Below are 23855 nucleotides of genomic sequence, written 5' to 3' on the forward strand. Positions count from 1 at the left end.
TCCATCAATAACCATCCGTTTGGGTCATGTTAGGATTATTTGCCAGCACGGTCGTATTCACCGGCCAGAAGAGCGGCGTGGTCTTCCCTTTCAGGTTAGGCACGTATTTGTACACGTCGATGGTACCACCAATATGAAAACGCACGAGGTCAAACCAGCGTTTGTTCTCAAAGAAGAGTTCCCTGCCACGTTCGTCCAGGATTTCCTTTTCCATGGCGGCGGTACTCATTTCGCCGGCGTAGCCATCGATACCGGCGCGCTGCCGCACGAGGTCCAGGTATTTTTTACTGTTGGCGTAATCGGCCAGTAGCGCGTAGGCTTCCGCTTTCAGCAGGTAGAGGTCCGCCAGGCGATAGAGGATAATATCGTTATCAGCATAACGGTCATCCACATACACCGTGCCCGGGTATTTGGTGATCCAGCTGATCTTTGGGCCGGAGGGATACATATCCGCGATCCAGGTATAAGGAATACGCTTGTCGTTACTGTATTTGAACAGCGATTTTGACAAGGGGCTGATCTGGTAAGCGCCCTGGCCGTTCGTGGAATTTTTCACGTACGGGATTTGTTCCTTGTTGGTAGCGCCTTCCAGCACATCTTTAAAGGGCAGGGCATTTTTGCCATAGTTGCCGCCGGGCGTTTCGTCCTTGCTGAAGTAGGCAGCCAGCAGCACTTCCGTATTGGCGGAAGCGCGGTTGCCGGTTACCCTGGAGAAGTCCGCATTCAGCGAAAGGCCGGTGGCTTCCACTTCCGTGATGGCGCTCACCGCGGCCTGCAGCGCGCTCTCGCCGCCGGCCTGTACGCGGGCTTTCCAGAGGAGGGCATCCGCTTTCATGGCCATCGCGCTGCCGTAAGCAAAGCGGTATTTGGAAGGATAGGTTGTTTTGGAGAAGTTGGACATGCCGGTAAACTGGGCGATGGCTTCGTCCAGGTCGGCCAGGATCTGCGTCATGACTTCTTCGCCGCTGTTGCGTTTATGCGGGGTGACGTGTTCGTCCGTAATGGCTTCCAGCACAATGGGCACGCTGCCGAATACACGCAGCAGGTGGAAATAGAAATACGCGCGCAGGGCCAGCGTTTCCCCAACGATCTTTCGTTTCAGGTCAGGCGAGGAAGCGAAGTCAAAAGCCTTGATCTTATCCAGCAGGAGGTTGCAGTGGCCGATGCCCTTATACCATTCCGCATAGTTCACCGCGCCGTTGGCAGGTGATAATGTTTGGGACCAGGCCACCGTGAAACGCGAGTTGGTAGCGGACACCAGCTCTTCTCCCCTCTCCGTGCCGTAGGTAACGTTGTTGGCTATACTCCGCATGACGGAATAGATACCCACGAGGTTGGGTTCAAAGTCGCCCTCGTTATGAAAAAACACCTGGTCCGTGATCTGCGACTGTGGCTCTACATCCAGTATTTTATCGCAGGCTGTAAACAGCGACAGCAGTAATATATAACAGCAAATCTTTTTCATGATGCATCGTTTATGAGTGATGAAACCGCATTAAAACCGGAGGTTGGCGCCCAGTGAAAATTGCCGCGGACGCGGATAGCCGCCCGGGTCAAACCCGCTGTAGATCTCCGGGTTCAGTCCTTTGTAAGCCGTGAGGTAGCCCACGTTGTAGATACTGCCGGAGATATTGAGCCCGGAAATACCTGCACGCTTCAGGATAGCGGCGGGCACATCGTAGGACAGGGTGATTTCCCGCAGGGCCAGGAAATCGCCTTTTTCGTACATCACGGATACGTCCGAGTTGTAGCTGTTGTTGTTGCCGAGGGTGGCATTGCGCAGGTAGTTGCGCTGGCCGTAATCGTAATCCGCAAAGGAGAAGCGGGCGTATTTCATGTTTTTATCCCCTTGCTGTTTCCATACATCCGGCCCCAGCGCCTGCGCGGGCGCGCCTTCGTTGAACGCGCGGCCCTGGCCCATGGAGCGGGCGAGCGCGCCGTTGCTGATCATATGACCGAGGGCGTAATCGGCATTCACACGCAGGGAAATGCCTTTATAGGTGAAGGTGTTTTGCAGGCCGCCCATTTTATCCGGGTTGCGGTAACCGATAAATACCTGGTCCCTGGTATCAATCACCCCGTCGTTATTGACATCTTCGAAGATGAAGTCGCCCCCGCGTTTACCCACTTTGATGCCCTGCGGAGATGCCAGGTTATCCTTGATGCGGCTGTTCCATTCGGCAGCCTCTTCATCGGTGGCAAAAACGCCCAGGACGTTGTACGCGTAGATGCAGTACGGCCGTTCCCCTTCCGCGAGGCCGCCTGCTTCCACCAGTTTACCGGCGGATTTATCATAGATGATATCGCCGCCCTGGCGGTTTTTAGCCCTGCCATTTGCCGGCAGTTCCGTGATGGTGGTGCGGTTGTAAGCGAAAGTGAAGTTGGCGTTCCAGCTGAAGGAGCCTGATTTGATGATGGTACCGCCGATGGCCACTTCAATCCCGCGGTTGCGCAGGGCGCCGTTGTTGTACGTGATATTGCCAAACGGCGCTTCCGATGGCAGCGGTTTGGTGGTGATACGGTCCTTCGTCAGTTTGTTATAGAAATCGAGGGAGAGGTTCAGGCGGTTATTGAAAAAGCCTGCGTCCACGGCGATGTCCGTAGTGACGGTGGACTCCCAGCGGAGGTTTGGATTGGAAAGGCCGGCGCGGATGATGCCCGCATTCAGCGCGTAGCTGACGTTGTCATAATCCCCGTAGGTATCGGCGATACTGAGTCCGCTCAGGCCTGCCGCTCCCCAGCTGGCGCGGAGTTTCAGGCTGCTGAAGGTATTGCTTTTCCAGAACTCCTCCTGGTCGATATTCCAACCGGCGGAGAGGGACGGGAAGAGCGCGTACTTATTACCCGGCGCAAAGTTGGAGAAGCCATCGTAGCGCAGGGAGCCGCCCAGCAGGTAACGCATTTTATAGTCGTAGCTGAACTGCCCGAAAAGGCTTGCCGATCTTGTTTCCCCGAGTTCCGTACGGAAATCCACTACGTTGCTGACTACCTGCCCGTTGATACTGGTGGTAGGGTCCTCCTCTATCGTATATACGTAATCGTTAGCAGCCCGTTGAGAGCCCATATCTTTAATATGGTTGGTATTGCGGGTATAGTTCATACCGGCGAGGGTGCTGAAGTGATGATCCGATTGGATGTTGAAGTCGTATTGCAGCACCTGGTCCAGCATCAGCTGGCGGGAAGCGTTGGTATAATCATCTTTCCAGCGTTGCATGGAAGGCTGTATTTCATCCGGAGGCGTGGCTTTGCGGCGGAACAGCTCCGTATAGTCGTCAATGACATAGGACACGGACGGGCGCCAGTGCAGTCCTTTGGTGATGGTGAGGTCAGCGGCGGCGCGGCTCACCAGTCGTTCCGTATTCGTGCGCATATCGTCATACTTCAAGGTATGGAAGCGGTTACGCACCGTGTACAGTTCGCCCAGGGCGGGGTCCCCATTGTCCTTGAAGGTGCGGATCAGCGGCGTGATGCGGATCGCGCGGACCAGGTCGTTCTGGTAGGCGTCCACGTAGTTGGGAATCACGTTCTGGTAGTTGATCATGAAATCCAGCCGCAGGTTATCGGAGGCGCGGTAGCCAAAATTGCCCAGGGCGTTGTAGCGTTGGTATTTGGTGCCTACCAGCACGCCTTTCTGGTTGGTATATCCCATGGAGAAGTTGTAGTCCGCTTTATCCGTACCACCGCTGAGGGTGACGTTATCCTGGTTGCTGATGCCGGTATTCCAGAGCATATCCTGGTAGTGGTTGTCGGCAAAGAGCAGTTTGGTACCGGGATTGATGGGATCGTCCATGGTTTGCCAGCCGTGCGCCAGGAGGTTGTCTACATAGGCCTGGCCTTCCACCTGCACGATGTTATCATACAATGCGGTGAGGTAGGTGCTTTTACCAAACTGGCCTTTCTGGGTAAATACTTTTGTACCTGCGGAGAACCCTGCGTTGTAGAGCAGGTTGTTTTTATCCAGCGCGTCGTGGGTGTTGGCCACGGTGGTGCGTGCGAGGCGGAGGTATTCCGCCGCGGAGAGGTAGTCGTAATCGCGGGCCTGCGTTTCCCAGGTGGTGCGGTGGTTGAGCGTAACGGAGGAGCGGGTGTTGAGCTTGCCCCTTTTGGTACGGATGACGATCACGCCGTTTGCGCCGCGCGCGCCGTAGATGGCGGTGGAAGCCGCATCTTTCATCACCTGCATGGATTCGATATCGTCCGGATTGATGTCGTTAATGGAGCGGAACACGCCGTCTACTACTACGAGCGGGCTGGTGCCTTCCACGCTGCCCACCTGTGCACCATTATTGTTGCCGAGGCCACTACCGTAGACGTTGGGCTTGGTGCCCCCGCGGATGATAATGTTGGTAGCCCCGATGCCGGGTTGCCCCTGGTTGATGGGGATGGACACGCCGGCGATCTTACCCTGCATGGCTTGCACCGGGTTTGGGTTCGGATTGTTTTTGAGTTCCGCAATATCCATTTTGGAGATGGCGGCGGTGTTCTTTTTCACGGATTGTTCCGTGTAGCCTACTACTAGCACTTCGCCCAGTTGGGAGGAGGAAGATGCCAGCGTAATGTCAATGTTGGCGCGATTGTGTACCGGAATTGTTTTGGCGGCATAGTTCATCATACGAAACAGCAGCGTTTCGTTGCCGGACGGCAGTTTGAGCGTAAAGCGGCCATCCGGGCCGGTGGCGGCGCCAACGCCTGGTTTGCCGGCTACGGCGATGCTGACACCGATGAGCGGTTCTTTGGTGGCGGAGTCTTTTACGGTGCCGGATACAGTAAATCCGCCGGTTTGAGCGGCGCTTTCTTTTACTCCCAATAGTAAAAAGAGGCAGCAACAAAGTTTAAATAACCTCATTTGCGTGAGTTTAAGTGTGTAATGAGTATAGGTTCCCCCTCACCACGAAAACAGTTTGGCGCGGCCGCGCGTGTATGCTGAGCGTGGAATCACATTTTCATAACGTAAAAATAGTATTAGTAGTTATGTTCTACATATTAAATGTAGGCATTGTTTTTTTATTTCAAAAAGTTTTGGGGGATTTTTTTCTTTTGGGGAGGTGGAGGGCGAGGTGTTTGGCGGGCGGGTGGGCGCTGTGGGCGGTGCATTGGGCGGGCGTAATGGGCGGGCGTAGTGAGCGGGCGTAGTGGGCGGGTGCAATGGATGGGCGGATGCAGTGGGCGGATGGGCGCGCAGCGGCCACGAAAGGCGGCATGATTGCCAGGCAGCCACAGGTAACGAGGGCTGGTTGCCTGCAACTACGGTTGCTGCCATGGCAGCGCCATTGCAAGCAAGCCCGTATAAACGGGACCTTGTACCGCCACTACCCTACATCTTTCCCCCAAAAAATAAAAAAACAACTCCATAAAAAAAGTCAGGACCGTGGCCCTGACTTCTTCCATTTATTTTAACTGCTTGAGCCTATCAAAATGCGGCTGCAGGTGCGACAACATACCTTCCTTAAACTCCTTCACCGTGCCTTTGCGTAGTATTTTAACCAAATCCTGGTGGGTAACCTTTCCGGAAACGAACTTTTTATTTTCCAGCTTCATGACATAGCCGAAAATAGGCAGCAGCAGGTTTTGAAAGCGCTTCATGGTATCATTGCCCGTCATCTCATACAACTTGCCATGGAAGGCGATTTCCGTGCTGATGCGGAAATTTTTATCCTTGACTTCACGGGCGGCGATTTCCTCGAGCTCGTCCAGGTCCGCTTCCGTCTTGCGGAGGAAAAGCAGGTCAGCGATGCCCATTTCCAGTACCAGCCTGAGTTCGAACAGGTCCTTCAGGGTGGATTCATCCATGATCTCAGGGTTCAGCACTTTCTCGAACGTGCCTACGATGTCGGGATTGGAAATGACCATGCCTGTTTTTTTCTTCGTTTCAATGATGCCGAGCATCTTGAACCGGCTCAAAGCTTCCCGCACCACGTTCCGGCTTACGCCCAGGGCTGCCGCCAGTTCCAGCTCCGTCGGCAGGGGATCTCCCGGCTTGAAATTCTCCTTCGTAAAGTATTCCCGCAGGCTGGCCTCTACTCGCTCCGCCATGGATTTGGCAGCAATTGGTTTAATCCCGTTGACCATGTAAATAAGTTTTGTACTACAATAGAACAAATTTACATAAATGGAGGACTTTTCAAAATAGAATCTCTGTGATTAGTTACCCGTTTTCTTCAGCTTGACTTCCACCCTTTCGCCGGCTTTTTCTATCCGCACTATTTTTTGTACGGAAGCGCCCGCGCCTGTAACGTAGGAGCGGTTCACGTAATCGGTAGTCGTGTTCTGGAATGCGCCGTTGAGGTAATGGTCCGTGTAGCCAATCACTTCCGCGCGGGTGAAAGTATGATCGAAGTCGAATTGCGTGTAGAGGAAATACTCGCCCGGCATGAGGTTTACAAATTCGAAATGGCCTTTATCGTCATACACATCAGTGGTTTTAATGCAAGCCGCCGCATCGTCCAGCAAAGGCGCGGGAGTGTTTCCCTTCTTGCGGGCAGCCTGGTTGAGCTTCAGCCACTCCTGGTAATAAGCCGTGTAAGGGATCAGCACCACGCGCGTTCCCTTTGGCGCAAACTGTTTGGGATTAGCGTTCACCTTGAGTTTCCCTAGGATGGAATGGTCCTCCGTATCAAAATCACGGGCAAACACTTCGCCTGCGATGAGCGAGTTGCCCTCCTTAATCATCTTCATGGTGGCCACTTTATCGAAAGGCGCTTTCACGGGGTTGTAATCCAGTTCCAGGTCCACCAGCTTCAGCTGCTGCCCTTTGCTGTAGACGTCCACCTGCCAGAGGCGGCGTGTATCCTTATCGATATATGACACGGAACGCTCATTAGTAGCGGGTTCAAACACCGTCACTTCCCAAACATTGTGACTGCCGGTGTACTTGCTGGTGAAGGTATTGCTCTTTACCTGCTCCACCACGGCGGCTTTCACGTGTTGCTCATCGTCCGGTTTGTAGTCATACACTGGAATTTCCGTCGTATAGCCGGAAGTAAGCGGCAGCGCGGCCAGGAGGTACGGATAAGTGTAGCTGTCCACGAAAAAGGTATTACCCGCATCTGTCACCTGGATTTTCTTACCGCTTTTTTTATCGTGGTATGTTCCTGTAACGTCCTTGCCAAAATGCAGCGCCATATCCTTTATGCTGCTGTGGGACGCACGGTACAAGGGTTTGAACGTTTGCAGGTCCGACACGGCGGTATCTACCCAGGGCTCGTCCATCCCATAGATAGTCATATTCGCCGCTACGAGGAGCTGATTATTGTCCGTTTTCACGTTGAGTTTAAACGCACCGATTTCCGTTTCCTCTCCATCTTTAATAGCGAAGCAAGTGAGGTTATATTTCCCGGGATGCAACATTTTACGATCAAAACGGGATTGGGCCGCGCTGTTATTGGCGAACAGGCCGAGGGCCAACAGGCATGCGAAAAAGCGTATTGAATGAACCAGCATAGCTTTACAGATAAATTATCACCTGGTACAAAGCTATGGGAATTTTTAAGCAGCGGGAATCGTGGGAAAGCGGGATTAGCATCTACCTGTTTCCGGGTAGAGCGAGGTTTGGTGGTGATGCGTACACGCTGGTTACTTCACCCACGGGCTGCTGATCTCCAGCTTCCTCAATGCCTCCTGGATTTCCGGGTTAGCCATAAACAGCCGCCAAAGCAAGCCGCTTCTATAATTCTCAATCATCACCACTATCGGCCCCTGGTCGATGGCTAAATACTGGTTATCAAACCAGCCTGCGGACTCATTAAACGCATCGTAAAAACCGTACTCGCCCCACAACCTGTCCCCTACTTTATTGTAAAAATATTTCAGGGCCTGCATGGAATATTCCGGCGTGTAAGGAAAGGACGAGAGCGCGGCTGTTGGCGTAATCACCCCCAAATCGTTGGTGGGCGAATGCGCGTTGTAGAATTCCTGGTTATCGCTGGCGGTAAGCCCCCAGCAGTCGGGCCCGTAGCCTTTGTAATGCTTAGGGTTCTCTATGCAGTACTGCCGGTTGATGAGCGTGTGATGCTTATTCTGCTCCCAGTAATCGGCATAGCGGTCTTTAAGTCCCCGCGGGTCCAGCCCGAGGAAGGAATAGTGCGCGAAGAACAAAGGTCCGCCGTAATCGAAGCCCAGCGGCAGTTTGATGCCGTAATAAGTTTTCCCGTTGAAAAAATAATTACTCATGGCCCAGCCCTGGTGGTAGAGTTTGGGCGATACCGGGTAATTAGGCGAAGCCACCGCCAGGATGTAGGCGATCAAACATTCGTTCCAGCCATGAATCTGGTGGTTCATGCTCCAACCGTTGTTGGGCGACCAATGCCAGTAAAGTACATTTTGTCCGCCCTGGGTGTACCAGCTCCATTCCGCGTCGTTCCACATCCAGGTGATTTTATTGCGCAGCTCTGTTTCCTTGGGCGTATCGCGGTTGAAGTACTGTCGAACGGCGAGCAGGCCCTGGAACATGAATGCGCTCTCTACGAGGTCGCCCCCATCGTCCTTACGGCCAAAGGGAATGGTTTTGCCGGTAGCGCCGTTCATCCAGTGGGGCCATATACCGTGGTAGCTGTCCGCCTTCCAGAGGAAGTTCACAATTTTCAGCAGGCGGTCCAGTCCTTGTTCGCGGGTGATGAAGCCGCGTTCAATACCTACGATGATGGCCATTACGCCAAAGCCGGAGCCGCCGATGGTAACGGTTTCCGGTGTGGGCGTACGCTCAGGCGCCAGTCCGGATACGGGGTGCGCGAATTTCCAGAAGTAGTTGAAAGTGCGTTGCTGGACTAAGGTGAGCAAGGCGGAATCGCCCAGCTGTGGCCGGGCGGCGGGCTTTTTGCGTTGGGCATGGGCGGAGAGCATGCCGGCGAGTAAGAGTATGGTAATGATGGATCGTGTGAACATTAATTGATGGTTAGGTGGTGGATGAATTGGTTCGGGGAGCTGCAGCTGCCCGAACCAGTTTAACCAGATTCATTCGGAGGATTAAAGGCCCCCGAACCAGTTTTACCAGATTCATTCGGAAACTCCAAGGCCCCCGAACCAGTTTTATCAAATTCATTCGGAAACTCCAAGGCCTGGCTGATTTGCCTCAGTAACCTCCATATCTAATAATTCGGATTCTGCTGCAGCTTCCCCTGGCTAAACTGTATCTGTGTAAACGGTATCGGAAACACCTCATGCTTCCCTACCACAAACGTTTTCCCGTGCTTACTGAACGCCGCCACGGCCGTTCCCGGCGCCAGGCCATTCTCCCGCACCAGTTCAAAATACCGGTCATGTTCCATGGCCAGCTCTACGCGCCTTTCATGCCAGATGTCCTGCAAGGTGACGCTGGGTTTGCCCGCAAGCCCCGCCCGCACGCGCAATGCAGATACGTCCGCCGCGGCCGCGCCGCCATTGCCCAGCGCCAGCGCCGCCTCTGCATGGATCAGCAATACTTCCGCCAGGCGAAGGATGCGCAGGTTCTTGGGCAGCCGGTCCTGGTTGCCGCAAAACTGCTCCATGGTGCGACTATGATACGCCTTGTAATTATACCGGTCGTTCTCTACGCTATCCCTGCCGGGGATGCGAAAATTATCCCAAAGGATTGTACCCGTTGGGCCTACGGTAATAACGGTGGCGGCTAAACGCTTATCGCCGGGTTCATATTCATTCACCAAACTTTGGGAAGGGCCGCCGAAGCCCCAGCCGAGGTCCGCCCAGCCGCGCTTACCGCCGGCGCGGGGGCCCTGGCTGTTGCTGTAAACTTCCACCGCTGCGTCGCAGGTGGCATTTGTCCCGGTTTGAATTTCAAAAAGCGATTCGGAATTATTCGCGCCTGCCTGCCGCCATATGGTAGCATAGTCCGTTACCAGGCTGTAAGGCCCTACCTTACCGGTTATAACGGAGTCGGATAAACTGAATGCCCGCTGCCAGTTGCGCCGGTACAACATCACTTTCGCCAGCATGCCGGCTGCAGCGCCTTTCGTGGCCCTGCCAACCGCGCTGCCGCTTGCCCCTTTCGCCGGGAGGTTGGCCAACGCAAATTCCAGGTCCGATATAATCAGCTGGTAAATATCATCCGCGCTGGCGCGGGTTTGATACTGGTCCTGCGCGGCTTCCGTCGGCGTCAGCACCTTATCGATCTTAGGCACGCCGCCGAAGATGCGCACCAGGTTAAAGTAAAAATATCCCCGCAGAAAATGCACCTCACCCTGCAAACGGCTCTTGGTGGCCGCATCCAGGGAAGTGGAAGACTCCAGCGATCCCAACGCCTTGTTGGCCCTGGCGATGGCCTGGTAGTAGCCGGACCAGAGGTCGTTAAACGTACTGTTGTTCGCATCCATCGTGAGGTTGTCCAGCTGGCCCTGCGTTGGCGCGGCATCGTCCGGACTGCTTCCCTTATCCGCATCGTCAGAGGCGATGTTCGTCACGCCGATAAACGGAAAACCATGCAGCTTGCCCACCCACATGTTATTATAAATACCGGTCACCAGGTTCTGCGCGGTGGCCGGGTCGCTGGCAGCCGCGTCTTCATCAATCTGGCCCTGGGGCTTCACGTCCAGGTAGTTATTACAGGCAAACAATGCGGACATGAAAACGGCGCCGGTTATAGCAAATATCTTCTTCATGACTTACGTTTTTTAGAATGAAACATTAACACCGAAACCGAAGGTGCGGGTAATAGGATAAGCGTTTAGCTCAATCCCCGCATCCAGTATGCCGCTGGTGTTGTTGGTGGAATTGGTGGCCGTATTCACCCGGTTATTAATACTGTTGTCATAATCGATGGTACCGCCTGGCAGCTCCGGACTAAAGCCTGTAAACCGCATCAGCGTGAAGAGGTTTTGCGCGGTGAGGTACACGCGGAAGCGTGTAAGTCCCATCCGTTTCAACGTTTGCTCCGGCAGATTGTAACCGATGGTAAGGTTGTTACAACGCAGGAAGTTACCGGATTCCACGAAGTACGTAGAGGCGGGAAGGTTAGAGGTGATCAGGCGGGGATCGGTAGCGGACGGGCGGTCCGGCTTCCAGCGATTGTTCTCATAATCCGCTTCAATGTTATCCGTGTTTTCAAAACGGTAAGCCTTTTTACCGTTATAGATTTTATTTCCGCCGCTGCCATAGAAATCCGCCGAAAAATCAAAACTCTTATATTTCAATCCCAGGTTGAAACCATAAAAATATTTCGGCTGGTAGGAACCTACAAACTGCCGGTCGCTGGCGTTGATGATTCCATCCCCGTTGAAATCCTTGTAGCGCAGGTCCCCAGGGCGAATGTTGCCTTTGTTGGGATCATTTTTGATATTCGGATCGCTGTTAATTTCATCCTGGCTCTGGTAAACGCCCAGGGATTCCAGCACGTAAAAGCTGGCTACAGGCTGACCATTATCCGTGCGCGTGATATAGCTCTGCTGCCCTACACCACCGCCCAGCAGGGCCTGGCCGCCGGCGAGGTTGGTGACTTCATTTTTATTGAAGGAAATATTTCCGCCAACGTTGTAGCTGAAGTCTTTGGAGATATCATCCTTCCAGTTGAGGGACACTTCAAAACCGGTATTCTTAAACGACGCAGCATTGGTGATGTACGTATTATCCGGGTCGCCTAAAATACTGGGGATGTTCACCACGATCAGCGCATCGGAGGTTTTCTTGTTGTAGTAATCCAGCTCCCCGCTGAGCCGCTCGTCCAGCAGGCTGAATTCAAAACCAACGTCAAACTGCGTGGTGGTTTCCCATTTCAGGTTATTGTCCTTCGTGTCCTGCAGGGCAATCCCCTGCGTGATGCTGTTATCAAAGAAGTACGGCAGGTTAACGGTTGCCGTATTGATATAGGCGTTGGTAGGAATATTATCATTCCCGAGTTGTCCCCAGCTGGCGCGGAATTTCAGGAAGTCGAACAACTGCTGATCCTTCATAAATTCTTCCTGCGTCATCACCCAGCCGATGCCCACGGTGGGAAAATAGCCCCAGCGTTCTTTGAATTTGGAGCTGCCATCCGCACGGATGGAAGCGCTCAGGAGATAGCGGTCATCGTAGCTGTAGCTGGCGCGGCCCACGAAGGATTGGCGGGCGTATTTATCCCCGCGGTTGTAGAGGGTGGACTGCACGTTGGGATCGCCGAGGTCGAGGTACCAGAGGTCTTTCTGCGCCGGCACATTGATGCGGGAGCCCAGCAGGAAGGTGCTGTAGAAGCCTTCCGTCACGGAGCCGGCCAGTACGGTGAGGTGATGCTTCCCGAATGAGTGATCGAAGGTGGCGGTATTATCCCATACCCATCCCTGCTGCCGGCTGTCATTAATTTGCAGTTTACTGTTATCCTGGCGCTGGTTACCGCCGGCCACCAGGAAAGTTTTATCATCGTTAAGGAACTGGTAGTTGTACACGCGGTCGTAGCCCCAGCGCAGGTCCGCGTTGAAAGCGGAGCGCAGCTTCAGCCATTTTGCCGGGTTATATTCCAGCGCGATGTTGCCCTGCAGGCGGGAATCCTGTTGGAGGTAATTGCGTTTATCCACCTGCAGCATCGGGTTGGCAACGTTGCCCCAGGCGGAGGTATTGCCATAGCGGCCGCCTTCCTGCACCGGCACTACCGGCGCGGCCCGGTAGATGTTGCCGTAGATGTCAAATAGGGAAACGTTTTGGCCGCTGCCCCGGGAATAGGATAACTGCGAAGTTAATTTCCATTTCTCGGAGATGTTCAGGTCGTTGTTAGCGCGGAAGGTGAAGCGGCGGAAATCGTTCGTACGTACGATACCGTTATCCTCGATATAACCGGCGCTGTAGTAGTAAGTATATTTATCAGAGCCGCCTGACACGGATACGTTGTGATTCATCTGGAAAGCCTTGCGCAGCAGGGCATCATACCAGTTGGTGGAGCCGCCGTAGGCCGCGGCGTCGGTGTTCGGATCTTTGGAGGGGGCGGCATCCCTGAGGTAATCGATATACTGGTTCCTGTCCGCCATTTTCACCAGGTGGGCCGCTTCGCGGAAGCCGGCCTGGCCGTCGTACCGGATTTCCATTTTGCCTGCCTTGCCTTTCCGGGTGGTGATGATCACGACGCCGTTGGCAGCGCGCACGCCGTAAATGGCTGCAGAAGCGTCTTTCAGCACGTCCATGCTGACGATATCGGCGTTGTTGATATTGCGGATATCATCCGTCAGCACGCCGTCCACTACATACAGCGGATTGGCGCCGCCCATGACGGAGCCGGTACCTCTGACGCGCACCTGTGGCTGCGTATTCGGTTGCCCGGAGTTGATGATTTGCACCCCGGCTACTTTACCCTGCATGGCCTGGGTGGCGGTGAGTACGGGTTGGCGGGCCAGGTCCTCTCCTTTTACGGAGGCGATGGCGCCGGTTACGTCCCTTTTGCGCTGGGTGCCGTAACCTACGACTACCACGCCGCCCAGCTGGTTCTGGTCTTTAGCGAGCTGGATGTTTACGCCCGATTGGCCGGCGTTTACCACCCGCGACTGGCTGACGTACCCGAGGTAGGAAACGACGATGGTGCCCGATTCCCCGGGCAGGCGCACGGTAAAAGAGCCATCGGGCCCGGTGGTAGTGCCGGCGCTGGTACCTTGTATGCGAACAGTTACGCCTATCAGTGCTTCTCCTGTTGCCGAGTCCTTCACTGTGCCTTTCACCGGATCTGTTTGCTGTGCCGGCGCGTTGGCGGCGAAGATGACCAGCATCATCCCCGCCAGCCATGCGCCGCGGATCTTTGTAACGGTTATGCTCATAACGACTGTTTATTTACGATGGATAATATGATGTGGCAGCGTCTGCCGACCGGTATTTTGGTTGCGCATCATGTTATAAATAAACAGTCGTTTGCCGGAATTTGTTACGTCAAAGGTTGCTTAGATACGATTTAGACAATTAGTTGTACGAAAACTACAAGCGCGTATATCCGTTAGCGTTAGGTTATTTACCAGCGCCATCTTCATATACAGGGCCGTACATACCTGGTACTTTATTGCCGGTAGCGCGCAGGTACACGATCATTTCGCCGCGGTGGTGGTAGATGTGGTTAAACAGGAAGCCGCGCGCTACTACGGCGCGGGTCATGGGCCCGAGTATGGTGCGGTCGCCCACTTTCATGGTCCATTCCCTGTCCAGGCTTTCTTCCGTGGAGGCCTGCAAGGCTGCCCTCGCTTTTGCTACATTTTTTTCGAAGAGGTCCAGCGTAGCGGCGATATCCTCTGCGCTGCCGCGTTCCAGCTTGTCCGTAGCCATGTCGTACACATCCTGGGTGAGTGTGCCTGCGTACCAGTGGTAAATGGTAGCGATGTGTTGGGCGAGCTGGCCCATGGTCCAGGAATTGGGGGCTGGCTTGTAGGAAAGGTCCTTAGCGGGTATGGCCTGTAAGAGTTTGCGGGTATTGTGTACTTCATGTTCGAACTCGATGAGCAAGGCTTGTAAAAGGGTCATGGTTTCAATTTTTTCTTTCGAAGTTAAGTTTTTGTGGGGAGAATAAAATGCCGCGCTGCCGGGAGGTCCCGTCTGTGAATAGTTCTAACGGCAGGAGTATGCCGGGGGCAGCGGGGGTGGTGGTATGGCGGTACGTCTTCCGGACGTTTGCTGCGTTGCGGGAGGCATGCGTGCCGGCGGCGTTGCTGTTGGGGTTTTCATAGCGTGCGTGAAGGATAACTACCAGCCAGCAGCTTTTACTGCAAAGAGCAATAGCGGCATGGCGGCAGGTTTTCATAGCATGCCTAAAGCATAACTACCAACCAGCAGCTTTTACTGCAAGGAGCAATAGCGGCATGGCAGCGCCCTGCGCAGCTTTTCATAGCATTACCCGAAGGATGACTGCCAGCCAGCAGCCTTGCCTGCAATGGCAGGTTGCGTTGTACCTCCTCTCCCCGGACGTTGACTTTACAGCCCCGCGCAAATAAATCTCCCTCCCCCAAAAAATAAATTTGCGCAAGCAAATACTTGCATATATATTTGCAAGTAAATGATTGCATATTATGGAAGCAAGAAGAGATGTATTCCAGGCGATAGCCGATCCGACCAGGCGGGCAATAATTGGGATGATAGCGGAGCAACCGGTGAACGTCAATACCATAGCGGAACAATTTGACGTGAGCCGGCAGGCAATTTCGTTGCACCTGAAGATACTGACGGAATGCGGCCTGGTGAACGTGCAGCAGCAAGGCCGCGAACGCTTGTGTGAAGCGCGGTTGGAAAAGCTCAATGAAGTACATGAATGGGTGCAACAGTACCACCATTTATGGACGAGCCGCCTCAGCGCCCTCAAGAATTTCCTTGAAGAAGAAGCGGGAAAGTCGCCCAAAAAGAAATCTAAAAAATCTAAAAAGTAACATATGGAAAATTCAGTTCAAACCAATGAGGTATTCATTGAAGAGACCTTCAAGGCCAGTATTGACCGCGTTTTCAGGGCATGGACCGATCCGCAGCAACTGATGAAATGGTATGCGCCGGAAGGCTGCACTATCCGGTTTAAACAGCTGGACATCCACACCGGCGGCAAGTTTCATTCCTGCATTACGCACCCTACGCATGGGGATTGCTGGTGCATCGGGGAATACCTGGAAATTGTGCCGAACCGGAAAATCGTTTTCACAATGATCAATGCCGATGAAAACGGGCAGCCGGTGAATCCTGCGGACATTGGCATGGACGCTGACTGGCCGGGCGAAACCGTTGTTACGGTGACTTTCGCAGAAGAGAAAGGCGGTACCAAATTACAATTGCGCCAGACGGTTTCGCAGGCGCTTGCTACGAAGACCGGCGCTTACCCAAGCTGGCTGCAGATGTTGGGTAAGATGAAGGCGATGGTGGAATAAGGTTGTTTTATTTTGTTTGTTGACCGGCGGATGTTATTGACCGTCCTGGCTTGCTGGCGTTGGATTGTATTACAGCAGCGGAACGGGCGGTTTATAACATCCAAAGGTTTTTTTATCATGTGGTGGAATGGGCGTATGGTTACTGGTAATAAATGGTATATTTGTCATCGTGTATTTTGAAACAGTTATTAAAGCATTATATGTTGACTGAGCTATTGGAGGAGGGCGTAACATATGCTGCAACTTCAAGCCCCTCACCCTTCGCCATACAGCAAATACGGCGCTACCCGCGCCTGCCAATCGCCCGCCGCCGTACACGCCTCCACGCTCCCATTGCCTGCAATCAGCGCTTCCGCTCCGCTCAATCCCGTCAGTAAATCCAGGTGCCTGGTACCCTGCCGGTTAACGTAGGTAGGATATGCCGCCCATTCAAATTTACCTGGATGTAACCGCTGTATCAACCGGATCAGCTGCCAGCCATAGCTTACGGGCCTGAACGCCGTGCGGTCCATCACATGGAACATCACGCCGTTACAGTCCTGCCCGGCATACTTTCCTTCTGTAGGTTTAAACGTAACCGGCCGCGCCACTACCCCGTGCTGCTGCATTTCATTCAGCTGCCGCGCTGTACGGATATGATCCATCCAGGGCGCGCCGGCTATACGAAAAGGCGTGGCTGTCCCCCTTCCCTCGCTGACATTGGTAGCTTCCAGCAGCCCTAACCCCGGATACAGCAACGCCGCTTCAAAACAGGGAATAGCCGGCGAGGTAGGCACAAAGGAAACATTCCATTCCGGGTAGAAGAGCGGGCGCGCCCATCCTTCGCAGGCAATTACCTCCATCGTAAAATCGTATGCCCGTTCCCGTAGTATGGGACTGCTGCTTCCGGATTTAAAGTAACGCGCCAGTTCCCCTAACGTGCAACTATGCCGCACGGGCATCTCCCATCTCCCTATAAAACTACTGTTATGTAATTCATCCAACAACGGCCCCTCCGCCAGGTCGAGCCTGCCGGATAAGGGATTTGGCCGGTCGGCAATGACCATGCGCTTGCCTTGCTGCGCGCAGGCTTCCATCACGTGCGTCATCGTCCAGAGGTAGGTGTAGAACCGGCAGCCGATGTCCGGAATATCGAACAACACCACATCAATGTCAGCAAGGTTCTGCGCATCCGGCGCCAGCCTGGCCCCGTACAAGCTGGTAACTGGCAGTCGCGTCAGGACGTCCACGGTATCCAGCATCTCCGTGCCATCCACGCCGGTGGTATCCAGCCCATGCTCCGGCGAAAACAGGCGCACCACCCGGAAGCCGGCATCGAGTAAGGCCTGGCGCACTGGCACAAAATTTTTCGTACAGGCGGCATGGTTAGTCACCAGGCCAATCCGGGCCTGTTTCCATGCTGGAGGATGGGCCAATAAAACATCAATACCACAAAGGACCTGCTGCATGCGGGAATATTTTTTTTTACAATTTACCAATTCCGGCGCAGTACATAAAAAAACAGCGGAACGAAGCCGCCCCGCTGTTTTGTCACCTCCGGGGAGGTATTATTGGTTAACCTTGAACTTTTCAGTGGTGCCTTTCGTCGTGCGGGTGCAGGTCATCGGCTGGACGCCGCCTTCGCTGCTCACATAAGCGCCGTTGCTGCCGCGGAGGGAAATAGTACCGTCCCCGTTATCGATCCAGTCAAACTGCTCCCAGGGTCCAATGGCTGTGCGGTTACAGTTCATCGCCTGCGTGCCGTTCTCGGAACATACGTAGTAGCCGCTGTTTTGAAGCACCACCTTATTAGCGCCGGTACCTGGATTGATGACGGTAAACTGCTCCCAGCCCTGCGCTGCCGTGCGGTTGGCATTCATGGCCTGTTGCCCGTTTTCGCTGCATACATAAAGGTTGTTGGAGCTTTTCAGCGTGATCACGCTGCCATAAGGCGGCGTCACGGGGTTACCGCCACCGGGGATGGGCTGCGTAGGGCGTGTAGCCGTTAACGGTAGTTGCCCTTTCAGCATCCTGCCGCCATCGCCGGTGAGGCGGAGGTAGTAATCGGCGGAGCAAGCCACCCCGTCTTCATCCAGCGTAACGAAGCCGGAACCGGCAGGGATGAAGGAAGCATTTTCCGCCGTCTTCGCAATCTGGTTGCCTTCATTGTACTCGTCAAACATGGAAATATAAATTCCCTGCGCGCCTAAACGCACCATGTTATAAAACTGTCGCCACATGAAGTCGCCATGAGCCCGCTGGTGCTCCTGCAGGTCCCCCGGCAGCACGCAGGGTTGATAGTCGATACCATTATTGTTGCAATACGCCTGGTCCGGCGTTTGTACGTTGGCGTAGAAATTATCCACGTCGCTGATATTGCCGATGCGCCCGATCATCCAGGGCGACAACATATTGAACGCGCTGTAAGTGGCCAGGAATCCGGGGCGGGAGTCGCTCACCTGCTCGCGCCAGTGCGTGGGCACGCCGCCAATCACGTAGCAGCCCTGACTTTTGAACCAGTTGATCACGTCCAGGCAAACGGCAGCGGACCATGGATGGTTGTCGTCATTGAAGCCGAAGCCCCAAATGCACACCACCGGCTTGCCGTTTTGTTTGGCGTATGCGGAAGAAGCCGTGTAGGCGGACATCTTATTCGTCCAGTCCGCCTTGATTTCGCCTTGCATATTCGTCCACCCGCTTACGTCGTACATGATGTAAAACTTGCGTCCATACGTTTCCGCAGCAGTGCGCACTTTGGCGGTGATGGCGTCCCGCACGGGGCCTTCGATGCCGTTGGGGTTAAATCGCTGCAGGGCCGCGCAGTCGATACCGTTCTGCTGCATCCAGCTGAAATGCGTGTTGACCGTTTGATCCGTGAAAGAGGAGAACAGGCGCGCCTGCGAACCATTGTTGAGGTTGGGCCAGGCGGTTGCAAAGGTGGTGGTATAATCGCGCACATCCGGCCAGGACTTGATCCCGTTATTACTCGCGGAGGGCGAGGCGCTCCAGTTTTGCGTCCAGTGCCACCAGGCGTTAATCGGGGAACCGTCGCCGGTAGCGGCGAACCAGCCCTGGTAGCCGACGGTAATTTTGCCGACCACATCGCCCACCGGTGATCCAAAGGCCGCTACTGCGCTTTTGGGGTTACCGGAAAGGCCTTGCAGGTTAGCGCGCTCATTTTTGCTGCAGCCGGAAAGAAGAAACAAAAGGGTTACGAATAGCAGTTGAAGCTTGCGTATCATGTTGTGGAATTAAAAAATGAATAAATACAAAAACACCGTGGAGGTGACGGTTAACACTCAGAAACAGACAAGTGGGATGTGCTGCAGATGGTTCTTCATGGAATTGATAAGTTTAAATTAAGATTTATTTTTTAAAATATTTTCAAAAAATTTTAGGGGGAAGATTTACTGCATCGGCAGGAGTATTGCTCCGTTCAGGGGAAATTGGTAATTTCAGGCAGGGCCATGGGTCCGGTATCGCAAAAAGCAGCAAACTATGGTTAAAATTCAGGCGCCCGCAGACTGCGGGAATGCGCCCAAGAAACTATTCGTTAAAGATTTTATTGTGGCAATGGTAAGCAATGATGAGGACTTCCTTAGCCGTAACATCACGGACGATGTGGAATGGCAGCTGATCGGCGGCAAGCAGCTCGCCGGCAGGGATGCCGTGCTGAAAGGTATCCGGCAGCTCCGCGGCGCCGGTATAACGGGGCTGACTATACGCACTATTGTCACCCACGGCTACGATGGCGTTGCCGAAGGCGTGCTGGAATATAAGAATGGCAAACAGGCCGCGTTTTGTGATGTATTCCGTTTTAAGTCCTCCACGAATAACGCGCCGGTGAAAGGTATTCATACTTACGCGATTAACCTGGCTGCAAATTAGCCGGCAGGCCGTAAGATCATTAAGCCCTCCGCTGATGAATAGTACCTCCTCACGCACCCGCCCCGGCCGTGTGGAACGCCGGGTAAGATTTAATTTAGCTATGATTAATAGCCGGTAATTGTTATATTTGAGCACTGTACTAAAAAAGCATCTCAACCCGATTACCTTATGAGAAAAACACTCACGCAAATTTTTATCGTCCTCCTCGCCATTGTTTGTACTTACGTCGTTGTTCGTTACATGAAAATATATTCGTTTGCTTTTGCGTGGGTGCTCAACTTTTCGCTGATGATCTTTGCGCTTTACTTCATGGAAACCCTTACTACGCCGCTAACTGCTGCTTATTATGACCCTAAGAAATGGGAACGTGGCGGCAGGATCTATGAGCTGCTGGGCATCAATGCCTTCCGGAAATTGCTGGTAATAATTGGTTGGGAAAAAGTGATCAGGAAATCCAATCCGCTGACAAAGAATACAGATGCATTGTCGCATCTTTACAACCAGACGAAGAAAAACGAACTGAGCCACCTGGTGATTTTCTTTATCGTGCTGGGGTTTAATATTTATGTAGCGGTGGAATATGGCATGGCTAAAGCATGGGCGTTGCTGGTGCTGAATTTATTATTGCATGTATATCCTATTTTCCTGCAAAGATATAACCGGCCGAGGTTTCAGCGGGCGCTGGCGTTGAGCAGGCGGAGGTAAGAAAATATCTTTTCCTGGTAGATAGGAAAAGGGCTTCAAACCTTACGATTTGAAGCCCTGATCATTATTGTTTGATTACCTTATATGCTTTGGTCCTGTTATCCATATACAATTTAAGCATATACATCCCCGGCTTCAGGTTGCGTCCTACCCTGCTGCCATCCTTGCCCCTGCCGCGTTCCAGCATCCTCCCATTGAGATCATAAACCTCATAGTTAAACGTAGATGGCGTTCTGATTTGAAAGGCCTGGGTGGTTGGATTGGGATAGATGACCACACCATCCTCCTTGTCTTGTTCCGACGATGTTTCTGCAATCAGGCTAGCCGCGCCCGGCGTGCTTAACAGGTCGAACCTGAATTGCTGGTTGGTACCGCTGCCGCAGGTCCATTGCTGAATGAGTGCGCCGTTAGCCGAAGAGGCATTGGCTACATCGAGGCATTTGCCGCTGTGGCGGGCTTTGATCTGGAAATAGCCGCCCCCCATATCCACAAGCTGAAACTGCTGATTGGTACCTGCGCCGGCAGTCCACTGCTGCACCTTAGCGCCATCAGCGGTGGAGAATCCATCTATGTCCAGGTTTTTCCCGCTGTGTACCGCCTTCAGGGTGTAATAACCGCTGCCGGTGCTGGTGATCACCCATTGCTGGTTTGCCCCGCCGCTGGCCGGCCATTGGTTTACCTGTGCGCCATCGGAAGTAGCTGCGCCTACCACATCCATCACCTGGTTGCTATGCCGGGCGACGACGCGGTAAGTACCGCCCGAAACTACGGAGGAGGTACTCTGCATGTCCCCGTAAATTATACCGCGACCTGTGCCGCCTAAATACAACCGGCCATACACGCGCGGATCGCCGGTGATGATGGTGACAGTGCCGTACTGGTGCTGGGCATCGTTGATGCGCGTCCAGGTGGCGCCGATATCATCAGAGCGGTAGAAGCCATAGGTATTATTGATCGTTCCTACGACAAACACCGCGGGATATGTCTGCCCCGGTGCGGCTTTCCCGAATGCGACCGCTGTAGCGCTCTGGATATTATTCAATTTTGTAAAACTGGTTCCTGAATTGGTAGAACGATACAATCCGCCGGGATTGGCCAGCCAGATATCGCCTTCCACGCCAAATACGGTGCGGATACGCGCCAGCCAGGCCTGGTAATCAGGGACGGCCGGCAGTCCGGTAGCCTGGATAGAGAATGATGCGCCGCCATTTGTACTTACCCATACCCTGCCGTTAACCATATCGTATGCATAGAACTTCTGGGCATTCACCCGGTCGGCCACCGGCTTCAGGCCAGCAGGAATACCGCTGGAAGCGGTCCAGGATGCGCCGCGATTCGTTGAGTAATAAATAGCCGAGGCGCCTTGCGGGGCCCAGACGATGCGGTTTCCATCTGCGGAAATGGCGATATTACCGCCGCCGGTAGTACCGGCAGGCGCGCTGCTAAAGGCCGTCCACGAGCTGCCCCCATCGGTTGAATAAGCGCCGTAATTGGCGCCGGCATTATAATGTGTACGCGCCATGAAGGTGGGCGCGTTCTGTGCGAAATCGATGCTGGTATTGGTGCCGTACAGGGGCGATAAACGACCTGCCGCCGGCGAGGCATCCAGGTTGTCGTGTTTAAAGCCATCGATATCCCCGAGGGCACTGATTAACGGCGCACCGGACGGTGGACTGATCAACTCAAGTGCGGCTGTTTCCTCCAATCCATTCGCCTGGAAAATCCAGTTGGTAGGATTTGCCCCGAGGTTATTGGAATTATAAACGCCATAGCCGGTTACAAACCATGCGTTGCTGGTATTGAATGGATCAATGTCCACATCTCCCAGCCAGTGCGGATTTGACTGGGCGGCATAGGCTGCCAGGGAATGGTCCCAGGTGGCGTTGGCGAGTAAAGCCGTCCAATTGGCGCCGCCATCGGTCGTGCGATAGACTTCATCGCGGGGATACCAGCGATCCAGCGTGCTTACGATCACATGGTTGGGATTTTGCGCATCCACGGAGATGCCGCCGTAACCGCCTTGTGCGGATGAAGGAGTGATATTCGTCCAGGTATTATTGGCAGGGTTCAGCTTCCACACGGCGCCGGTGCTAACGTTATTCGGGCCGTTGGCATCCGAATAGGACAAGTATATTATCCCATTGGACCCGCGTGCAGCCTGATGAGGCATCAGGTTAGTCGGCTGCCCGGGAATGGCGGACCAGCTGGCCCCGCCATCCGTGCTCTTATACAGGTTGGTCCCTTTTTGCATAACGCCCACGTATATAGTTTGCGTGGCAGCGCCGGCGGAGCTGCTGGTTTTATCGAACAGCACAAAAGCGATGCCTCCGGAGCCAACGGGACTGCTGCTTACCGGGAAGCTGTTTACCTTGGACCAGGACGCCCCGTAGTTAGTGCTTTTCCAGAGGCCGTCCGTACTGGATCCCAGGAAAAGGATGCTGCCGAGGTTGGGGTCCACCTGCAGGCGTTCGCCGGCAGAGCGGCCATCTTCGTTACCTCCGAGCTTGATGGGCAGGCTATTGCGCGTCCAGGTGGCGCCTTTGTTGGTGGAGGAATAAATTGCTCCCTGTGCGCCCCAGGATTGCGTGTAAAGGCCGGTGGCCATATACACCCGGTTAGCGTCGGAAGGATCGGCCGCCATGCTGACAACGCCGAAATCATCACCGGATGCAAAGCTGTCGGACAGCGGGATCCAGACTTTGTTTACAGGGTCCCAGCGATAGGCCCCGCCTATATCAGTGCGGGCGTAGACCAGGTTCTGCTGGGCAAGGCTGTAAATAATCCCCGTAACGAATCCGCCTCCGCGTATCTGTACGTTTTTCCATTGGTAAGACTGCGCCTGTACTGCAGCCGGCAGCAGGCTGAGGAGCCAGCAGCATAGGAATATCAGCGTCGTTACTATTTGTTTGTTGGTAGCCTTGCAGGATTTCCCGCGAAGGACCTGGTATTGATTGAACCCATTGTCAGAATTTGGCGGTAGCGGATAAAGCGCGTTGTTTAGTCGCCTCTCCGCCTGTTGTTGTGTGAAAGTTTTGGAGGATGTCATAATTACGGTTTAAATGAACACATAGGAATATTAGGGCTACTCATACAGGAATAGCCTGGAACTTTGGAACATTAAGGAGAAATTGATTCCGTATATGCCCGTGACATCGTTTTACCCAAGTACAGAAAACGTGGAATAAAGCAGTAAAACGATCAGCGCTCTCTATTTAAGTAAATGGACCATGAGCCGGCGGCATGGCATTACAGGCAAATAGTAAAGGTGAGTACCAGCGGTGCTGCATAACGGGAAATCCTTCTCTCATAAGATGGGGTAAAGCTACAGGGGTAATTTTTGATACAGGGGGGCGGAATGTTGCAGTTTGGAGGGGGGAATGATACAGGGGGTGAAATTGTGGGGCAGCGGGGTTGGTTTAAAGGGAGGTGATTTAGGGAGAGATGACTGTACAGCGCCTTGCTCCAAAAGCAGCAAGCAATTAAACCGGGGTATAGCCCGTTATACCCCGGTTA

General features: G+C 53.7%; 17 protein-coding genes. 4 read left to right on the plus strand and 13 right to left on the minus strand.

Going from position 1 to position 23855, the window contains the following annotated elements; translation table 11 throughout:
• Positions 1-4: 4 nt before the first annotated feature.
• The 10 genes from BOC67_RS17355 to BOC67_RS17400 form a co-directional block, all read right to left on the minus strand.
• Positions 5-1465, minus strand: coding sequence for a RagB/SusD family nutrient uptake outer membrane protein (locus BOC67_RS17355; RefSeq protein WP_291911915.1), 1461 nt, complete (start codon positions 1463-1465; stop codon positions 5-7).
• 30 nt (positions 1466-1495) lie between these two features.
• Entirely contained in the window at positions 1496-4846 is a 3351-nt protein-coding gene (locus BOC67_RS17360; protein ID WP_291911916.1) for a SusC/RagA family TonB-linked outer membrane protein, read from the minus strand.
• 163 nt (positions 4847-5009) lie between these two features.
• Positions 5010-5276, minus strand: a complete 267-nt coding sequence (locus BOC67_RS17365; protein ID WP_291911917.1) for a hypothetical protein — start codon at positions 5274-5276, stop codon at positions 5010-5012.
• A gap of 112 nt (positions 5277-5388) precedes the next feature.
• Positions 5389-6069 (minus strand): GntR family transcriptional regulator, encoded by a 681-nt coding sequence (locus tag BOC67_RS17370; RefSeq protein ID WP_291911918.1) that lies wholly within the window; start codon positions 6067-6069, stop codon positions 5389-5391.
• A 72-nt stretch (positions 6070-6141) separates the two neighbouring features.
• On the minus strand, positions 6142-7440 hold the full coding sequence (locus BOC67_RS17375) for a hypothetical protein (RefSeq protein ID WP_291911919.1): 1299 nt from the start codon (positions 7438-7440) through the stop codon (positions 6142-6144).
• A 132-nt stretch (positions 7441-7572) separates the two neighbouring features.
• On the minus strand, positions 7573-8880 hold the full coding sequence (locus BOC67_RS17380; protein ID WP_291911920.1) for a glucoamylase family protein: 1308 nt from the start codon (positions 8878-8880) through the stop codon (positions 7573-7575).
• Between the two features lie 203 nt (positions 8881-9083).
• Complete coding sequence (locus BOC67_RS17385) at positions 9084-10589, minus strand: RagB/SusD family nutrient uptake outer membrane protein (RefSeq protein ID WP_291911921.1); 1506 nt, start codon at positions 10587-10589, stop codon at positions 9084-9086.
• A 12-nt stretch (positions 10590-10601) separates the two neighbouring features.
• Complete coding sequence (locus BOC67_RS17390) at positions 10602-13697, minus strand: TonB-dependent receptor (protein ID WP_291911922.1); 3096 nt, start codon at positions 13695-13697, stop codon at positions 10602-10604.
• Between the two features lie 184 nt (positions 13698-13881).
• Entirely contained in the window at positions 13882-14388 is a 507-nt protein-coding gene (locus tag BOC67_RS17395; RefSeq protein WP_291911923.1) for a DinB family protein, read from the minus strand.
• Between the two features lie 4 nt (positions 14389-14392).
• A complete protein-coding gene (locus BOC67_RS17400; RefSeq protein WP_291911924.1) occupies positions 14393-14665 on the minus strand; it encodes a hypothetical protein in 273 nt (90 codons plus the stop codon).
• 265 nt (positions 14666-14930) lie between these two features.
• Between BOC67_RS17400 and BOC67_RS17405 the strand changes: the two genes are divergently transcribed.
• Both BOC67_RS17405 and BOC67_RS17410 read left to right on the plus strand, forming a co-directional pair.
• Complete coding sequence (locus BOC67_RS17405) at positions 14931-15284, plus strand: helix-turn-helix transcriptional regulator (RefSeq protein WP_291911925.1); 354 nt, start codon at positions 14931-14933, stop codon at positions 15282-15284.
• 3 nt (positions 15285-15287) lie between these two features.
• Positions 15288-15770: an SRPBCC domain-containing protein gene (locus BOC67_RS17410; RefSeq protein ID WP_291911926.1), complete on the plus strand. Its 483-nt coding sequence runs from the start codon at positions 15288-15290 to the stop codon at positions 15768-15770.
• Positions 15771-16024: 254 nt separating this feature from the next.
• On the opposite strand, the gene BOC67_RS17415 is transcribed toward BOC67_RS17410, so the two are convergent.
• Together BOC67_RS17415 and BOC67_RS17420 are read right to left on the minus strand one after the other, a co-directional pair.
• Positions 16025-17218: a DUF1343 domain-containing protein gene (locus BOC67_RS17415; protein ID WP_291911927.1), complete on the minus strand. Its 1194-nt coding sequence runs from the start codon at positions 17216-17218 to the stop codon at positions 16025-16027.
• A 99-nt stretch (positions 17219-17317) separates the two neighbouring features.
• A complete protein-coding gene (locus tag BOC67_RS17420) occupies positions 17318-18991 on the minus strand; it encodes a lectin (protein WP_291911928.1) in 1674 nt (557 codons plus the stop codon).
• A 256-nt stretch (positions 18992-19247) separates the two neighbouring features.
• Here BOC67_RS17420 and BOC67_RS17425 point away from each other — a divergent pair, with 256 nt between their 5' ends.
• Together BOC67_RS17425 and BOC67_RS17430 are read left to right on the plus strand one after the other, a co-directional pair.
• Positions 19248-19637 carry a nuclear transport factor 2 family protein gene (locus BOC67_RS17425; protein ID WP_291911929.1) on the plus strand — a complete coding sequence of 130 codons (390 nt, stop codon included), beginning with the start codon at positions 19248-19250 and terminating at the stop codon, positions 19635-19637.
• A 168-nt stretch (positions 19638-19805) separates the two neighbouring features.
• Positions 19806-20342 (plus strand): hypothetical protein, encoded by a 537-nt coding sequence (locus BOC67_RS17430; protein ID WP_291911930.1) that lies wholly within the window; start codon positions 19806-19808, stop codon positions 20340-20342.
• Between the two features lie 64 nt (positions 20343-20406).
• Here the strand turns inward: BOC67_RS17430 and BOC67_RS17435 are convergent, their stop codons facing one another.
• A complete protein-coding gene (locus tag BOC67_RS17435) occupies positions 20407-23388 on the minus strand; it encodes an RICIN domain-containing protein (protein ID WP_291911931.1) in 2982 nt (993 codons plus the stop codon).
• Positions 23389-23855 lie beyond the last annotated feature (467 nt).

The organism is Chitinophaga sp. CB10 (assembly GCA_001870995.2).
Lineage (GTDB): Bacteria > Bacteroidota > Bacteroidia > Chitinophagales > Chitinophagaceae > Chitinophaga.

What these genes read in the sequence shown, in the direction of transcription:
- BOC67_RS17390 (WP_291911922.1), bottom strand. Translation starts at nt 13,697, where the DNA reads ATGAGCATAACCGTTACAAAGATCCGCGGCGCATGGCTGGCGGGGATG.
- BOC67_RS17405 (WP_291911925.1), top strand. Translation starts at nt 14,931, where the DNA reads ATGGAAGCAAGAAGAGATGTATTCCAGGCGATAGCCGATCCGACCAGG.
- BOC67_RS17410 (WP_291911926.1), top strand. Translation starts at nt 15,288, where the DNA reads ATGGAAAATTCAGTTCAAACCAATGAGGTATTCATTGAAGAGACCTTC.
- BOC67_RS17425 (WP_291911929.1), top strand. Translation starts at nt 19,248, where the DNA reads ATGGTTAAAATTCAGGCGCCCGCAGACTGCGGGAATGCGCCCAAGAAA.
- BOC67_RS17420 (WP_291911928.1), bottom strand. Translation starts at nt 18,991, where the DNA reads ATGATACGCAAGCTTCAACTGCTATTCGTAACCCTTTTGTTTCTTCTT.
- BOC67_RS17370 (WP_291911918.1), bottom strand. Translation starts at nt 6,069, where the DNA reads ATGGTCAACGGGATTAAACCAATTGCTGCCAAATCCATGGCGGAGCGA.
- BOC67_RS17415 (WP_291911927.1), bottom strand. Translation starts at nt 17,218, where the DNA reads ATGCAGCAGGTCCTTTGTGGTATTGATGTTTTATTGGCCCATCCTCCA.
- BOC67_RS17355 (WP_291911915.1), bottom strand. Translation starts at nt 1,465, where the DNA reads ATGAAAAAGATTTGCTGTTATATATTACTGCTGTCGCTGTTTACAGCC.
- BOC67_RS17385 (WP_291911921.1), bottom strand. Translation starts at nt 10,589, where the DNA reads ATGAAGAAGATATTTGCTATAACCGGCGCCGTTTTCATGTCCGCATTG.
- BOC67_RS17360 (WP_291911916.1), bottom strand. Translation starts at nt 4,846, where the DNA reads ATGAGGTTATTTAAACTTTGTTGCTGCCTCTTTTTACTATTGGGAGTA.
- BOC67_RS17375 (WP_291911919.1), bottom strand. Translation starts at nt 7,440, where the DNA reads ATGCTGGTTCATTCAATACGCTTTTTCGCATGCCTGTTGGCCCTCGGC.
- BOC67_RS17395 (WP_291911923.1), bottom strand. Translation starts at nt 14,388, where the DNA reads ATGACCCTTTTACAAGCCTTGCTCATCGAGTTCGAACATGAAGTACAC.
- BOC67_RS17430 (WP_291911930.1), top strand. Translation starts at nt 19,806, where the DNA reads ATGAGAAAAACACTCACGCAAATTTTTATCGTCCTCCTCGCCATTGTT.
- BOC67_RS17435 (WP_291911931.1), bottom strand. Translation starts at nt 23,388, where the DNA reads ATGACATCCTCCAAAACTTTCACACAACAACAGGCGGAGAGGCGACTA.
- BOC67_RS17400 (WP_291911924.1), bottom strand. Translation starts at nt 14,665, where the DNA reads ATGAAAACCTGCCGCCATGCCGCTATTGCTCTTTGCAGTAAAAGCTGC.
- BOC67_RS17380 (WP_291911920.1), bottom strand. Translation starts at nt 8,880, where the DNA reads ATGTTCACACGATCCATCATTACCATACTCTTACTCGCCGGCATGCTC.